This is a genomic window from Enterobacter sp. RHBSTW-00175 (genome assembly GCF_013927005.1).
In the GTDB taxonomy this organism is placed as follows: domain Bacteria; phylum Pseudomonadota; class Gammaproteobacteria; order Enterobacterales; family Enterobacteriaceae; genus Enterobacter.
In genome coordinates this window covers 1,837,629-1,852,478 of the sequence record NZ_CP055930.1, presented here as the reverse complement: position 1 = coordinate 1,852,478, position 14,850 = coordinate 1,837,629, and the positions used below count along the sequence as shown (strand labels likewise).

14 protein-coding genes are annotated in these 14,850 nt (G+C 54.0%); 8 read left to right on the top strand and 6 right to left on the bottom strand.

Annotated elements, in window-relative coordinates:
- Nucleotides 1-49 precede the first annotated feature (49 nt).
- The gene (locus tag HV107_RS08810) at nt 50-808 is read left to right on the top strand and encodes an SDR family NAD(P)-dependent oxidoreductase (protein ID WP_182062883.1); all 759 of its coding nucleotides are present in this window, start codon (nt 50-52) and stop codon (nt 806-808) included.
- A 232-nt stretch (nt 809-1,040) separates the two neighbouring features.
- Complete coding sequence (locus HV107_RS08805; protein ID WP_182062882.1) at nt 1,041-1,643, top strand: response regulator transcription factor; 603 nt, start codon at nt 1,041-1,043, stop codon at nt 1,641-1,643.
- A 3-nt stretch (nt 1,644-1,646) separates the two neighbouring features.
- Here HV107_RS08805 and HV107_RS08800 read toward each other — a convergent pair whose 3' ends face one another.
- Together HV107_RS08800 and HV107_RS08795 are read right to left on the bottom strand one after the other, a co-directional pair.
- Entirely contained in the window at nt 1,647-2,096 is a 450-nt protein-coding gene (locus HV107_RS08800) for a lysozyme (protein WP_182063488.1), read from the bottom strand.
- Between the two features lie 80 nt (nt 2,097-2,176).
- On the bottom strand, nt 2,177-2,707 hold the full coding sequence (locus tag HV107_RS08795) for a GNAT family N-acetyltransferase (protein WP_182062881.1): 531 nt from the start codon (nt 2,705-2,707) through the stop codon (nt 2,177-2,179).
- Nucleotides 2,708-2,855: 148 nt separating this feature from the next.
- On the opposite strand from HV107_RS08795, the gene HV107_RS08790 reads away from it, so the two are divergent.
- Nucleotides 2,856-4,445 (top strand): STY4199 family HEPN domain-containing protein, encoded by a 1,590-nt coding sequence (locus HV107_RS08790; RefSeq protein ID WP_182062880.1) that lies wholly within the window; start codon nt 2,856-2,858, stop codon nt 4,443-4,445.
- A gap of 47 nt (nt 4,446-4,492) precedes the next feature.
- Here HV107_RS08790 and HV107_RS08785 read toward each other — a convergent pair whose 3' ends face one another.
- On the bottom strand, nt 4,493-6,142 hold the full coding sequence (locus tag HV107_RS08785) for an alpha,alpha-trehalase (RefSeq protein WP_182062879.1): 1,650 nt from the start codon (nt 6,140-6,142) through the stop codon (nt 4,493-4,495).
- Between the two features lie 246 nt (nt 6,143-6,388).
- Nucleotides 6,389-7,114, bottom strand: coding sequence for a hypothetical protein (locus HV107_RS08780; RefSeq protein ID WP_182062878.1), 726 nt, complete (start codon nt 7,112-7,114; stop codon nt 6,389-6,391).
- A gap of 191 nt (nt 7,115-7,305) precedes the next feature.
- On the opposite strand from HV107_RS08780, the gene HV107_RS08775 reads away from it, so the two are divergent.
- On the top strand, nt 7,306-7,704 hold the full coding sequence (locus HV107_RS08775; RefSeq protein ID WP_182062877.1) for a hypothetical protein: 399 nt from the start codon (nt 7,306-7,308) through the stop codon (nt 7,702-7,704).
- A gap of 19 nt (nt 7,705-7,723) precedes the next feature.
- Here HV107_RS08775 and gorA read toward each other — a convergent pair whose 3' ends face one another.
- Together gorA and HV107_RS08765 are read right to left on the bottom strand one after the other, a co-directional pair.
- Entirely contained in the window at nt 7,724-9,076 is a 1,353-nt protein-coding gene (gorA, locus tag HV107_RS08770; RefSeq protein ID WP_182062876.1) for a glutathione-disulfide reductase, read from the bottom strand.
- Between the two features lie 71 nt (nt 9,077-9,147).
- Entirely contained in the window at nt 9,148-9,990 is an 843-nt protein-coding gene (locus tag HV107_RS08765; protein ID WP_182062875.1) for a 23S rRNA (adenine(2030)-N(6))-methyltransferase RlmJ, read from the bottom strand.
- Between the two features lie 193 nt (nt 9,991-10,183).
- Here HV107_RS08765 and HV107_RS08760 point away from each other — a divergent pair, with 193 nt between their 5' ends.
- The 4 genes from HV107_RS08760 (at nt 10,184) to HV107_RS08745 (ending at nt 14,787) form a co-directional block, all read left to right on the top strand.
- Complete coding sequence (locus HV107_RS08760) at nt 10,184-11,455, top strand: phosphatase PAP2 family protein (protein WP_182062874.1); 1,272 nt, start codon at nt 10,184-10,186, stop codon at nt 11,453-11,455.
- 145 nt (nt 11,456-11,600) lie between these two features.
- Complete coding sequence (gene prlC, locus HV107_RS08755; protein ID WP_182062873.1) at nt 11,601-13,643, top strand: oligopeptidase A; 2,043 nt, start codon at nt 11,601-11,603, stop codon at nt 13,641-13,643.
- 7 nt (nt 13,644-13,650) lie between these two features.
- Nucleotides 13,651-14,403, top strand: a complete 753-nt coding sequence (gene rsmJ, locus HV107_RS08750) for a 16S rRNA (guanine(1516)-N(2))-methyltransferase RsmJ (protein WP_182062872.1) — start codon at nt 13,651-13,653, stop codon at nt 14,401-14,403.
- 138 nt (nt 14,404-14,541) lie between these two features.
- On the top strand, nt 14,542-14,787 hold the full coding sequence (locus HV107_RS08745; protein WP_182059484.1) for a hypothetical protein: 246 nt from the start codon (nt 14,542-14,544) through the stop codon (nt 14,785-14,787).
- Nucleotides 14,788-14,850: the final 63 nt, after the last annotated feature.

The following is a 14,850-nucleotide window of genomic DNA, read 5'->3' as shown; positions in this document are numbered from 1 at the left end:
CCTAATAAGCTCTTTCTCAATCTTCATAACAGCCGGAACGAGGTTTCTTATGTCTGAACGTATTGCATTAGTAACAGGTGGTAGCCGTGGTCTGGGGAAAAACGCGGTATTGAAGCTGGCTGATGCAGGTACAGGAATTATCCTGACCTATAACAGCAGCGAGAAAGAAGCGCTTGAAGTTGTGCGGGAAATTGAGGGAAAAGGCGTTAAAGCCGCAGCATTACAGCTTAACGTCGGCAATGTCGCCAGCTTTGAGGATTTCAGCAGGCAGGTTCAGGAAACGCTCAAAAACATCTGGCAGCGTGATACCTTTGATTGTTTATTGAACAATGCGGGCACAGGTTTATATGCGCCTTTTGCCGAGACGACGGAAGCGCAGTTTGATGAGGCGATGAATATCCATTTCAAAGGCCCGTTTTTTCTGACCCAGCAACTGTTGCCGGTGATTAAAGACGGTGGCCGCATCCTGAATGTGTCCAGCGGGCTGGCGCGTTTTACACAGCCAGGCTCCGGGGCTTACGCCTCAATGAAAGGGGCAATGGAGGTGCTGACCCGCTATCAGGCAAAAGAGCTGGGTGCGCGAGGGATCTCGGTCAATATTATTGCCCCGGGCGCGATTGAAACCGATTTTGGCGGTGGACGGGTGCGAGACAACGCGCAGCTGAATCAGATGCTGGCGTCTCAAACCGCGCTGGGTCGTGTGGGCTTACCGGACGATATTGGTGATGCGATCGCCGCGTTGCTGAGCGATAAACTGGGCTGGATGAACGCCCAGCGTATTGAAGTTTCAGGCGGGATGTTCCTGTAATGCAATGGCCTGCGGGGAGGGATCCCCGTATTGGTAGTGATTAAGATGTTCCTTAAAGCAATTATGTCAAAATCTGGCAAGATTTAATCAAGTCGGGCATTTTGTAACGCTTCCCGTAGTTGAGTTTGTTCTCAGGCAGACCCTCTGTAGAATCCCCCTCGAATTATTGAGTCTTTATTATCTATCCATGACGATACTTCGTGGCACGGGGTTTTCAGTGGGAGTAAAAATAATGCGAGTTATCATGTTTGACAGGCAGTCAATATTTATTCATGGAGCGATAAATCGTCTGCAAGAATTAATTCCAGAAATAAATATATCGGGAACCCGTCAGACTGATGAGCTGTGGGCGCTTTTATCCGCCTCGCCAACATCTATCCTCATGATTGACGGCCGCTTTATTGAGGATGCCGGCATGACGATGCTGGAAGAGATTATGCTGCGTTTTCCGGCACTGCGTGTGGTCATGGTGCTGGCAAAAAATGATGTCAGATGGGTGGAGCAGCTTATGCAGAATAATGTCACGGCCATTATTCCCCGCAATGCACACCCGGAAATGATCGCTGCAATGCTGAAGTCGGTATCGAAGGGGATGGTCTGTTTCCCGTGCGACTGGCTTAAACAACATTCCCGGCCGCAGCAGGGGCTCTCTTCGCTGAGTGAGCGCCAGCGCGAAGTACTAAAACTGCTGGCAGCGGGTGAGACAAACAAAGAAATTAGCCGCACGCTAAACATCAGCACAGGAACGGTAAAAGCCCATCTGGAAGCGCTTTTTCGCCGCCTGGATGTCAAAAATCGCACGCAGGCAGCCCTGTTTTATACCCGGGCAGCCTGAGGTTTATTCGCTGTCGAAAAGTGCACATTCAGCCTGGCGTTGCTGCGCCAGGCTGTTGATCTTTTTGCCATTAAGCATAAGAGCATTACGCCAGAGCAGTGTCGCTTGCGCGTTATTACCGCGTGCAACCTCCTGAATAATACCAGTGTTCAGACAGTCTTTAATCCCGCAGCTGAATATCAATGAAATAAGGGCATCATGTTTTTCTTGCGTCAGCGGACGGGCGATATTTTCCCGTAGAACGTCTTCACATTTCTGAATATCGTCGTAGAGAAATTGTTCGGCCTGAGCCAGAGTAATAAACGCGGAAGTTGTCTCTTTCGGACCGATCACGTGGCCAAATCCAATAATCCATAAACCACTTTCATCACAATATTTCTCAAGGGACAGACCCTGATATTGTTTAATTAATTCAATTCCAGACGACGATATCTTCAGCGAACGGCATATCATATTCGTTTCCTCTCTCTGGCATGACTGTAGAGGAAATGGTGGGTGATCAATATCCGCCAAATGGCTGTTGAACTGTTTTTTTAAGCCTGAAACTCATGCTTCAGCAAACCAAATAGCCAGTCATTGTGCCACTGTCCGGAGAGGAAATAGCTTTCGCGCAGTTCGCCTTCCAGCCTGAACCCTGATTTTCCCAGTAAAGCCCGTGAGGCGATATTGCCCGCCGTGACGGTAGCGGTCAGCCGACGGATGCCGCCCTGGTTAAACGCAAAATCACAGAGTGCCCGCAATGATTCAAATCCATAGCCCTTGCCCTGGGCGGATGACGCGAAAAGAAAACCGACTTCGGCGCAATCGTCTTCCCGATGGATATAACCCGTGACGCCCAGCGGTGTCTGGCTGGCGGCATCACGCACCACCAGACATAACCACTGCGCGCTGCCTGGCGCCCACGGGGCAAGGCGGGAATCAAAGGCTTCGCGGATGTCTGCAACGGAACGGTCTTCTGCGACAAAGCGCATGACGTCGGGATGCTGCTGCAATGCAAGAAAGAAGGGCCAGTCAGACGCTTGCAACGGCGAGCAGGTCAGACGTGCGGTGGTGAGGGAAGGCATTCGGGTTCTCCAGAGCATGTGTAAATGATTATAGGGCTGTCACTGTATTTCAACAGAAACTCAGGTATGGTTTAACCTCGTATAAATAAAAAGAAAAATGACCTTATCGGGTCTGCCATGATGTATTCGTTGTCCCTGAAGGAAAACAATGACTCTCAGCACATCACATCATATCCGCGAGCAGTTTGAGCACTGCCTGGCGGTCATTCGTCAGGCCTCAGTCGAAATGTTGCTTCTCCTGAATGTCCATGTTTCGGAAGGCAAAGATCCTCGCTGGTTCCTTGAACAACTGGATAGCGCCCGCCTCGCATTAGGTGGCTGGGGCGCTGTGGCGAAAAAACTCAACCTGAATGATGCTGAAATGTCGGACTTTACGCTGCAACTGCGCCTGTTGCAGCAGCGAGTCCCACAGTACGAAAGTGGGCAGGATGTCAGTGAAAACCAGCTGATTGCGGCCATGCGTTTTGTGACCGCCCTGGAACACGTGCGTCTGCAACAGACGCTTTTAACCTACAGTACGGAGCTTGCGGCAGGCAACGAGATCCAACAACAGCAGGCGCAAAAGCAGGTTCGGGCAATTGAGCTGATGATTAAGGGGCTTATCCAGCAGGCGTGGCCCGATCCGGTGCGGCTCAATAATCACCTTAAAACGTTATTTAACGCCGACCGCGTCCGGCGCTGGCTGAAGCTGGGTGAAATCAACGATATCCTCAGCGGCATGATGTTTAGCGAGCTGGCACAGATGCTGGTGGATAAACGGGAATTTAGCCGTTACTACTCCCCGTTGTTTAGCGACCCGATGATGCTGACGCTGCTGGTTGAGCCGCGAAAAACCCTGCAAACCTTCCTGAATGATATCCGCCAGATCCGCAACAGCATTGCCGTTAACCAGCGTTTGAGCTCCGCACAAATTTTGCTGCTGGATAACTACTACACACAAATTACCCGCCCCGTTCAGCGGGCGTTTGAAGAAGGGCGCACGCGCATCAACCCGGCGGGATTGATGTCGGTGGACGCCAGCGAGCTGCATAACTTCTGGGAAAACGCGCAAAAAATGGACCGCATCACCGGTGGCGATCTGTTCGAGGTGCGCGACACCATTGAAAAGCCGACCCAGCGTGCGCCGCGTACACAAGAACAGCGCGACCAGTTGATTTCTGGCCTGCTATGGGCGGCGGTTGGGGTGATGGTGATTGCCATCGTGATGGGAGGTTTTTGGCTCGTCACCAGCGGTAAACCGCCACCTGCAACCGCAAACGCAGAGGAAGCTTCCCCGACTCAGGAGATGCGCGAAGCGCCCACTTCACGTGAAACACTCACGCGCATGGGCGTGACCTGGGATGAAAACAATTTCCGTTCGGCCATCAACCGTAACGACACCCGCGTGGCGCAGCTGTTCCTCCAGGGCGGAATGGACTGGAAGCTTTCATGGACTGAAGAGGCGATGGCCGCGGAGCACGACGGCGTGCTGGAGTTGATGCTGCGTTACCGGTCGCAAATGGTGGAGGAAAAACCGTGCCGTCGGTTTATCAATACCCTCAGCCATGCCATGTCGAACGGTGATGCCCTGACTTCGCTGCGTAAGCAGTATCTTAAGGCGTTTTGCACAGTACCTGCGGTGGTGAAACGCCAGCAGCATGATACGGATATGGCCACGCGTCGCGCCCAGGCGCAGCCGGACGATAACACTAAAAAATGGCAGTCTATTCAGACCGCTATTTATGATGTGATTCGGTAACTTTGCGGGAGAGTGCCGGGGTGACTCACCGCTACCACCCCGGTAACCTACGGCTCCCCATACAGCCCAATCAAACGCCGCACCACACCGTTCGTCCAGCCAAACCCATCCTGTAACGGATATTCACCACCGCCACCTTCACGCGGTGTGCTGCTGGCGATATGGTACTTCTCAATCAGCTTGTGATGTTTCTTATAGAAATGGTTCACCGTTTGCAGCCAGCTGTGGGCAATCTCATCGCCCAGCGAGTCGTTGCCATAGCGTTTAAACCCCTGAATAGCCATCCACTGCAACGGCGCCCAGCCGTTAGGTTTATCCCACTGTTCGCCGGTTTCATGTTCGGTCGCTAAAATACCGCCCGGCGTCAACAGACGGGCGTTAACGGCATCGGCCAGACGGTCGGCCTGCTCGTGGGTCGCCATGTCGACATACAACGGCACAATGCTGGCGGCGGAGAACAATGCCATCTCTTCGCGTCGCCAGTCGTAATCACGGTAACAGCCGTTCTCGTCATCCCACAGATAGCGGTTTACTGCTGCCCGGCGATCGCTTGCCTTCTGGCGGAAATGGGCTTCGGCCGCTTTATCACCTTTCCGACCAGAAAGATTAGCGATGGTGCTTTCCAGCTTGTACAGGAAGGCATTTAAATCGATGGGAATAAACTGTGTGGTGCGAATGCTGGCAAGACGCCCGGCATCGCGCAGCCAGCGGGAGGAGTAATCCCAGCCCGAAGCCGCACCCGCACGCAGGTCGCGATAGACCTCGTTCGGCGGGCGACCGGAGTGTTTCGCTGTTTCTACATCCTCAATCCATGATTCATCGCGCGGCGTGTCACGATCGTCCCAGTAGCGGTTAAGCATAGAGCCGTCCGGCATTCGCACGACGTGACGGTAGGCCTGATTCAGCAGCAGCGATTCCGCGCCATCCATCCAGAAGGCATATTCCAGTAACAAATGGTCGAGATAGCGCCGCGCGCCGCGCACGCCATCTTCCTCGAATAACTCGACCATCAGGGCAAACACCGGCGGTTGCGAGCGGCTCAGGTAGTAGGTGCGGTTGCCGTTGGGAATATGGCCGTAACGCTCAATCATCCACGCGAAGTTGTCCGCCATGCACTTCAGCATGTCGTGGCGTCCGCTTTCCGCCAGCCCCAGCATGGTGAAGTAGGAATCCCAGTAGTAGGTTTCGCTGAAGCGCCCGCCGGGCACGATATACGCCTGCGGCAGCGCCAATAGTGACGACCAGGGAATATGGTCCTGCGGTTCGCGCGTTAACACCGGCCACAGATTATCGATATGCTCTTTCAGGGAAAGATTTGGGTCAGAAATATATTCACTGGAGAGCACTTCCGGCATCCAGAAGTGGTTCTCAACGAACTGGCGCAAATCGAAATCCCGGTGACGTTTTACCTTGCGATAGCGGATAAGAATATCCAGCGGATCCATTTTCGGTGCGCAGTCGGGGAAGGTTTTGCTGTCTGCAAACAGCCGCGATGACTGCACATGCTCAAACAGTTCAAGGTAACGATCGGCGGGGGTGAGGGCATCGGATGCGGGCAGCCCCTCGATCATTTCGGGTTCCGGCTCCGCTTCAATCATTTCATCCAGTTTCAACTCGCAGGGATCGGCCTCGTAGCGAAGTTCTTCCTCAATCCCGAACTCGACGATATCGGCGGCGTGTAGTTTCTGGCTGAACATAGTGATAGGGACCTCCGGTTGTATTCACAATGACAGGTTTTTCCGGGTGTCTCATAAGCGTAGACATTCGCTTCGATGCGTGGGGAGTTAAATGTGCGGTAGATCACGTTTTGGCAGGGAGGTGAAAAAGATAAAAGGTTACACAGGCTCATGATATTTAAACCATAAACCTGCTAACCCTACATTCCTGAACACCTTAAAATTCAGAGCATTCACTTTGCAACAGAGTATGTATTAACCGGGGGGCTAGTAGGCTTCGTCTTCTGTTTCTACTTCTACACGCAGCGAATGTGCCTGCGCGAATATTTCTTCAGCCGCAAGAAGAGGGCGATGACCTTTGCCTTCAGGCTGAATTACAAATTGCAGAGACTCACAAAGAGGAACGTTATCGCGCTTTTTACCGTTGCCAATAATGGCATTTGGTGCAAACGGAGCGAGTGCATTCGCAAATGCATGGTTCATTGAATCACGATCCTGGTAATGCTCTTCATGCATCCCCAGTGCACTGCGGATAATGGCGCAATCAATCATCGTACCTGTCAGCCAGCAACACGAAGAGGCATATCCCGCACACCAGCGCAGACCACTACCCTGAGTGAAATTCTGCAATAACTGCGTTTTTCCTCCGGCGAAACATGACCCCAGCATCAGGCCCCTGATGTTGAATTTTGCGGATTTCTCACTCACGGCGCTGAGGATATCCTTCAACGGCACTTTTGCTATGTGTGTTGAGCTGCCATGGGCTGCAACATAGACGATTGTATTCGCAAAAGTTTGCTTACACAGGCAATCAAGCGCGGTCTTAAAACTACTTTTGTCGTAAAAATTCAGAAAATAGACATCAGTATCCCCGTGTAACTTTGCGATGCCCTCGATAAACGGTACAACCGAAGAACGATTAGAGTCTTGCCCATCTAACTCCCACGGGGATTCGATCACCAGAATACAATTACTGCTTGTGTGTTTTGGCATTAAAAACTCACTTAAATAAAATTATTACGTTACGTGATTTGGAATTGTTTATTTAAACGCTTTTATTTTGCAGACCAACTCTGCAAATAAATGGACAAAATCGCTGTTGTTTCGGCATAGCGCAGTAAGGCATTAAAGGGATCCACTCACTCGTCATCCTTTCTGATGACAACACTAAAAATGGAACCTTTATGAACCTTAACGCGAAGCGTCAGGGCGCTATGCCTTTGTCTTTACAGAATACGCAGCGAAACACTATATCAGACTTAAATGGTTTAATAGAAAATCGACAATTGGTAGGTTTGAATATCCGGGGGGAGAAAATAAGCGCAATCATTTATCGCAGTAATTTAAGTGAAATTTCGTTCCGAGATATTTGTTTTTCTTACTTAACGTTAAATCGTTGTTGTCTGGAAAATATTACATTTGAAAACTGCGATATGCGCAATGTCTGTTTTTCGCATTCAGTGGTGACAAAACCTATTGTCTTTCGTGGTTGCCAGGTGGCGGGGATGCGTTTGATGAATATGCACAGGAGGATGTTTGTTTTCGAAGAATGTTCTGGCGTCGGGCAAATATTAATCGCCTGACGCCAGAGGCAATGCGAGATTAACGCATGGTCACAAACTCTTCCGCCGCAGTTGGGTGGATAGCTACGGTGTTATCGAAGTCTTTCTTGGTTGCGCCCATTTTCAGTGCCACAGCAAAGCCTTGCAGGATCTCATCCATACCAAAGCCAATACCATGAATACCGACAATTTTCTCTTCCGGGCCAACGCATACCAGCTTCATGCGGCATGGCTGACGGTGAGAGGTGACGGCGGTATACATCGCGGTAAACGCCGATTTGTACACTTTCACCTGGTCATCGCCATACTGTTCGCGCGCCTGCGGCTCGGTTAAGCCCACGGTGCCGATTGGTGGGTGGCTGAATACCACTGTCGGGATGTTGCTGTAGTCCAGATGCTCGTCCGGCTTGTTGTTGAACAGACGCTCAGAGAGACGACGGCCAGCGGCCACCGCGACCGGAGTCAGTTCAACGGCACCGGTGTTATCACCCACCGCATAAATGCCAGGCACGCTGGTGTTCTGGAATTTATCGACGACGATATAGCCTTTGTCGTTGGTTTTCACGCCAGTGACGGCCAGGTTGAAGTTGTCGTTTGCCGGCTCACGACCAATCGCCCAGATCAGGCAATCGACGGTCTGGCTGCGGCCATCTTCCAGCTCCAGGGTCAGGCTGCCATCTGTATTTTTCACGACCGCTTTTGGTACGGCGTGGGTATGCAGGGTCGGGCCTTCGGCGTTCATCACTTCGACCAGGGTATCGACGATCAGCGGGTCGAAGCTGCGCAGTGGTGCGTGCTTACGCACAAACAGATGTGCTTCGGCGCCCAGACCGTTAATCACACCCGCCAGCTCTACCGCGATGTAACCTGCGCCAACAACCGCAACGCGTTTTGGCAGGGCAGGCAGTTCGAAGAAACCGTCGGAGTCGATACCGTATTCCACACCTGGAATGTCCGGGTGGCTTGGGCGGCCACCGGTGGCGATCAGGATATGATCGGCAGTGATCGTCTCACCGTTCACTTCGATCGTGTTGGCATCAACAAAGCGTGCAAAACCCCGGATCACATCGACGTTGTTTTTACCCAGTACGTTGTCATACGAGGTATGGATTCGGTCGATATAAGCCGTACGGCTGGCAATCAGCTTGTCCCAGTCAAAGTTATTGATGGTGGTGTCAAAGCCGTAATCCGGGCCATACATATGGATAGCTTCACGGATTTGCGCCGCGTGCCACATCACTTTCTTCGGTACACAACCCACGTTCACGCAGGTGCCGCCAAGCTCTTTGGCTTCAATCAGCGCGCACTTCTGGCCGTACATGGCTGCACGGTTGATAGAGGCGATACCGCCGCTGCCGCCGCCGATTGCGATGTAGTCATAATGCTTCGTCATAGCTTTTATCCTTAATCGTGAATTGCCGCGATTGTATACCTGAAATCAATAGGTTCCACCAATGACTGCGATTACTCAGGCACGATCCAGCCCACTGTCGCATGGCCGGTACCGGCTGGCACCAGCGTTTTGTGCAGCCACGGCAGCACGTTGTTCATTTGCGCTTCGAGCTTCCACGGCGGGTTGATCACAATCATGCCGGAGGCGGTCATGCCGCGCTGGTCGCTGTCCGGGCGCACGGCCAGCTCAATTTGCAGGATTTTGCGGATGCCGGTGGCTTCCAGGTCTTTGATCATGCGCTTGATTTGCGCGCGCAGTACCACCGGATACCACAGAGCATAAGTGCCGGTTGCAAAGCGTTTGTAGCCTTCGTTGATGCCGGTCACCACCGCCTGGTAGTCGGTTTTGATTTCGTACGGCGGGTCAATTAACACCAGGCCACGGCGGGAAACCGGCGGCAGTTTGGCTTTCAGCTGCTGGTAGCCATCGGCTTTTTCCACGCGGGCGCGGTTATCTTTCTGGAATTCGGAACGCAGCAGTGGAAAATCACTCGGGTGCAGTTCGGTCAACTGAAGGCTGTCCTGCTCGCGCAGCAGCTGGCGGGCAATCAGCGGAGAGCCTGGGTAGTAACGCAGCTGGCCGCTGCGGTTGAAATGCTCAACCACGCCGATATAAGGCTCCAGCTCTGCCGGCAGGTCATCCTGCTGCCAGATACGGGCGATGCCTTCGAGATATTCACCGGTACGCTCGGCGTGCTCGCCGCTCAGCTGATAGCGGCCCGCGCCGGCGTGCGTGTCCAGGTAGAGAAAGGGTTTATCTTTCTCTTTGAGCGCTTCAATGATCAGGCTCTGAACGGTGTGTTTAAGGACGTCGGCGTGGTTGCCTGCGTGAAAGCTGTGGCGATAACTGAGCATGGATGCAGAGATTCCGGGAAGTAGACAAGTTAAGCGCTAGTTTACCGTAGATCCGCCTGGATTACCGCTAAAGCGCCGTGCTGTTTCAATTCCGGCAAAAGCGTTGCAAAACATATCGGTGTCATAAAAGTGTCAACCAGCAGGGCTAGCGTCGCAGGCAGGCAAGGTAATTCTTTGAATAAAAGGAAAAATAATGAAGCTGCAATTCACACTGCTCACATCAGCACTCCTCCTCGCGCTGCCGGTACTGGCAAAAGAGGTTCCGCTCAGCCAGGCGGCCGACATCGCCAGCAGCGTTACGCCGGCATCTGCCAGCCCGTCGTTTGATGCTCTGGAAATTCAGACGCTGGCGCAACTGCGTGCGGCGCTGAAAGGTGATGCCGCCACGCTCACGCGTGACCAGCTCGAAAAGGCGAAGCAGAACAAAACCCAGGCCGATAAAGCCTGGCTTAAGGCAAGCGGCTATGACTTCCGGGTGAAAGAGAACCAGCAGGCGGGTATCGACCTGCTTTCGGTATTCAGTAAACTGCCCGAGACCGTTATCAACGCAAACCTCCAAACAGTGACTGCCATTAACCGCGATGCTTCGCAACTCACTCGCCATCAGGCACTGGCGGATGCCGAAGGGATTAGCTATCTCTACTTCCTGAGCGACGCGCTGGGGCCGCGTCTGGGTAAGGCATTTCTTGATGCCTATGACAAAGGGGACCTTGGCAAAGCCGCGGCGCTGATTAAGGCATCTGAAGTCAGCACTGGCGAGGCGAAAAAGCACTTTAACAACCCGCGCCCGTTCCTTATCCAGGGCAATACCATTCATCTGGTGCCTGATGACGTGGTGGTAAAAGACAATCAACCCTATACCGCTGACGGCGGTTCGTTCCCGAGCGGGCACACCAACACCGGTTACACCGACGCATTGCTGATGGCAGAGATGATCCCGGAACGTTTTGATGCGTTGGTGACGCGGGGGGCACGCTATGGCTATTCCCGTATTGTCCTCGGCGTGCATTATCCGCTGGATGTGATGGGCTCGCGAATGGTGGCGCAGCGTAATGTAGCCCATTATCTGAATGACGCCAGCTATCGCGCGCTGTTTAACGAAGCCCGCGACCAGCTGCGCACCGCGCTGGAAAAAGAGTGTGGGACATCGCTGACTGAGTGCGCAAAGACCGACGGTAAGAACGATCCGTATCGTGACCCGGCCATGCAGACGTTCTATCGCTTCACCATGACCTACGATCTGCCGCAGCAAAAAGGCGAACAGCAGAGTCTGAAAGTGCCTGAAGGGGCCGATGTGCTGCTGGAAGCGGCACTGCCAAACCTCAGTGCAGCCCAGCGCCAGGCGCTGATGGTGAAAACTGCGCTGCCTGCGGGTTATCCGCTCTCCGGGACAACGCCGGATCAGCAGTTCTGGCAGCGTCTGAACCTGCCTGCTGCCTATGCACTCGGGCATCACGCACACTAAGTAACCCATACCCGGCAGCGTTACGCTGTCGGGCGTAATTCCCCGCTTGCACCATTGAAATCCTCTACACTTAACCCCATTACTGAACCAATATGTACAGCGCCGGATGCGCGCTTCATTCATCTTCTTCAACAGGACAGCGCTTATGACCAATCCATTACTGACGCCTTTTTCGTTGCCACCGTTTTCTAAAATCCTCCCTGAGCATGTGGTTCCAGCCGTTACGCAGTCGCTGGATAATTGCCGTGCGGCGGTAGAAAGCGTGGTGGCGCAAGGTGCGCCGTACACCTGGGAAAATCTGTGTCAGCCGCTGGCGGAAGTGGATGACGTGCTGGGCCGTATCTTTTCGCCAGTGAGTCATCTGAACTCGGTGAAAAACAGCCAGGAGCTGCGCGAAGCCTACGAGCAAACCCTGCCGCTGCTCTCTGAGTACAGCACCTGGGTGGGTCAACATGAAGGGCTGTACCAGGCCTACCGCGACCTGCGCGATGGCGATCACTATGCGTCACTGAATACCGCGCAGAAGAAATCTGTGGATAACGCGCTGCGTGATTTTGAGCTGTCCGGTATTGGTCTGCCAAAAGAGAAACAGACTCGCTATGGCGAAATTGCCGCGCGTCTGTCTGAGCTGGGCAACCAGTACAGCAACAACGTGCTGGATGCCACAATGGGCTGGACGAAGCAGGTAACCGACGAAGCAGAGCTTGCCGGGATGCCGGAAAGCGCGCTGGCGGCAGCGAAAGCACAGGCCGAAGCGAAAGAGCTGGAAGGTTTCCTGTTAACGCTGGATATCCCAAGCTACCTGCCGGTAATGACCTATTGCGACAACCAGGCGCTGCGTGAAGAGTTGTACCGCGCTTACAGCACCCGCGCGTCCGATCAAGGCCCAAATGCGGGCAAATGGGACAACAGCCCGGTGATGGCTGAAATCCTCGCCCTGCGTCACGAGCTGGCACAATTGCTGGGCTTTGAAAGCTATGCCTTCAAATCTCTCGCCACCAAAATGGCGGAAAACCCACAGCAGGTGCTGGATTTCTTAACCGACCTGGCAAAACGCGCCCGTCCACAGGGCGAGAAAGAGCTGGCTCAGCTGCGCGCTTTCGCGAAAGCGGAATTCGGTGTGGATGAGCTACAGCCGTGGGATATCGCTTACTACAGCGAAAAACAGAAACAGCATCTCTACAGCATCAGCGATGAGCAGCTGCGCCCGTACTTCCCGGAAAACAAAGCGGTAAACGGTCTGTTCGAAGTGGTGAAACGTATCTATGGCATTACCGCCAAAGAGCGTACTGACATCGAAGTCTGGCACCCGGACGTGCGTTTCTTCGAGCTGTATGACGAGAAGAACGAGCTGCGCGGCAGCTTCTATCTGGATCTCTATGCGCGTGAAAACAAACGCGGTGGAGCATGGATGGACGACTGCGTGGGCCAGATGCGTAAAGCGGATGGTTCGCTGCAAAAACCGGTCGCTTACCTGACCTGTAACTTTAACCGTCCGGTGAATGGTAAACCTGCGCTGTTTACACACGACGAAGTGATCACCCTGTTCCACGAATTCGGTCACGGCCTGCACCATATGCTGACCCGCATTGAAACCGCAGGCGTTGCCGGTATCAGTGGTGTGCCGTGGGATGCAGTCGAGCTGCCAAGCCAGTTTATGGAAAACTGGTGCTGGGAGCCGGACGCGCTGGCGTTCATCTCTGGTCACTTTGAAACCGGCGAACCGCTGCCAAAAGAACTGCTGGATAAAATGCTGGCGGCGAAGAACTACCAGGCGGCGATGTTTATCCTGCGTCAGCTGGAGTTCGGCCTGTTCGACTTCCGCCTGCACGCTGAGTTCAGCCCGGAACAAGGGGCGAAAATCCTCGAAACCCTGGCCGAGATTAAAAAACAGGTCGCCGTTATTCCAGGACCAACCTGGGGCCGTTTCCCGCACGCGTTCAGCCATATCTTTGCAGGTGGTTACGCGGCGGGTTATTACAGCTACCTGTGGGCCGATGTGCTGGCGGCAGACGCCTTCTCTCGTTTCGAAGAAGAGGGCATTTTCAACCGTGAAACCGGCCAGTCGTTCCTGGATAACATCCTGACGCGTGGCGGCTCTGAAGAGCCAATGGTGCTGTTCAAACGCTTCCGTGGCCGTGAGCCGCAGCTGGATGCGATGCTTGAGCATTACGGGATCAAAGGCTGATTGTTACGTGAAGATCTGCTTAGTAGATGAATCAGGCGCCGGAGACGGCGCCTTATCTGTTCTGGCCGCCCGCTGGGGACTGGAGCACGATGACGAAAACCTGATGGCGCTGGTGATGACGCCAGAACATCTGGAACTACGTAAACGCGACGAGCCGAAGCTTGGCGGCATCTTTGTCGACTTTGTGGGTGGTGCCATGGCGCACCGGCGCAAGTTCGGCGGCGGTCGTGGCGAAGCGGTAGCGAAAGCGGTCGGGATCAAAGGCAGTTATCTGCCGGATGTGGTTGATGCCACCGCGGGGCTGGGGCGCGATGCTTTTGTGCTGGCGTCTGTTGGCTGCCGTGTGCGGATGCTGGAGCGCAATCCGGTAGTGGCGGCGTTGCTGGACGATGGGCTTGCGCGTGGCTATGCGGACCCGGAAATCGGCCCGTGGTTGCAGGAGCGTTTGCAGCTTATTCACGCCTCCAGCCTGACGGCGCTGACGGATATCACCCCGCGCCCGCAGGTGGTCTACCTCGACCCGATGTTCCCGCATAAGCAGAAAAGCGCGCTGGTGAAAAAAGAGATGCGTGTGTTTCAGTCGCTGGTGGGGCCAGATTTGGATGCCGATGGTCTGCTGGAGCCTGCCCGCCTGCTCGCGACAAAGCGTGTGGTGGTGAAGCGCCCGGACTATGCGCCACCGCTGGCGGATGTTGCCACGACCAACGCGGTGACCACCAAAGGGCACCGGTTTGATATTTATTCGGGGACAGCGGAATAAAAAAACCGGGTGGCGGCTTCGCCTTACCCGGCCTACATTCTATTCCCTCTCCCGGTGGGCTGAGGGATCCCCAGTAATTTTTGTCTTTAATTCAGCGATGATATTACGCCATTGAATTAAGGGACTTACAGCGGTGTCATGGTCCGGCTGAAAATCGCCGAAGCGTTTACGGAAGGCCGGGGCGACGCGCATGGATGCGCGGCGAGGGCGGCTTTACAGGGACGTTTCATCCGCCCGTCCCCGATTAGCCTGGAGCAAACGCTGAGGGCATCGCGAAGCGACGATTTTCTTGCCGGGAGCCCGGGTCGCCAGGGTAGCGGCGGTGAGCTACCCTGGCACGTTCACCGGTATTGTGGTGACAGAGTAGCAAGGAACGTAAAGTGAACGGAATGACCACCTGAGCCGTATGTTCCCCCTCACCCCAGCCCTCTCCCCTGTACGGTCCGG

What these genes read in the sequence shown, in the direction of transcription:
- HV107_RS08795 (WP_182062881.1), bottom strand. Translation starts at nt 2,707, where the DNA reads ATGCCTTCCCTCACCACCGCACGTCTGACCTGCTCGCCGTTGCAAGCG.
- prlC (WP_182062873.1), top strand. Translation starts at nt 11,601, where the DNA reads ATGACCAATCCATTACTGACGCCTTTTTCGTTGCCACCGTTTTCTAAA.
- HV107_RS08785 (WP_182062879.1), bottom strand. Translation starts at nt 6,142, where the DNA reads ATGTTCAGCCAGAAACTACACGCCGCCGATATCGTCGAGTTCGGGATT.
- HV107_RS08800 (WP_182063488.1), bottom strand. Translation starts at nt 2,096, where the DNA reads ATGATATGCCGTTCGCTGAAGATATCGTCGTCTGGAATTGAATTAATT.
- gorA (WP_182062876.1), bottom strand. Translation starts at nt 9,076, where the DNA reads ATGACGAAGCATTATGACTACATCGCAATCGGCGGCGGCAGCGGCGGT.
- HV107_RS08775 (WP_182062877.1), top strand. Translation starts at nt 7,306, where the DNA reads ATGAACCTTAACGCGAAGCGTCAGGGCGCTATGCCTTTGTCTTTACAG.
- HV107_RS08745 (WP_182059484.1), top strand. Translation starts at nt 14,542, where the DNA reads ATGGTCCGGCTGAAAATCGCCGAAGCGTTTACGGAAGGCCGGGGCGAC.
- HV107_RS08780 (WP_182062878.1), bottom strand. Translation starts at nt 7,114, where the DNA reads ATGCCAAAACACACAAGCAGTAATTGTATTCTGGTGATCGAATCCCCG.
- HV107_RS08810 (WP_182062883.1), top strand. Translation starts at nt 50, where the DNA reads ATGTCTGAACGTATTGCATTAGTAACAGGTGGTAGCCGTGGTCTGGGG.
- HV107_RS08760 (WP_182062874.1), top strand. Translation starts at nt 10,184, where the DNA reads ATGAAGCTGCAATTCACACTGCTCACATCAGCACTCCTCCTCGCGCTG.
- HV107_RS08765 (WP_182062875.1), bottom strand. Translation starts at nt 9,990, where the DNA reads ATGCTCAGTTATCGCCACAGCTTTCACGCAGGCAACCACGCCGACGTC.
- HV107_RS08790 (WP_182062880.1), top strand. Translation starts at nt 2,856, where the DNA reads ATGACTCTCAGCACATCACATCATATCCGCGAGCAGTTTGAGCACTGC.
- HV107_RS08805 (WP_182062882.1), top strand. Translation starts at nt 1,041, where the DNA reads ATGCGAGTTATCATGTTTGACAGGCAGTCAATATTTATTCATGGAGCG.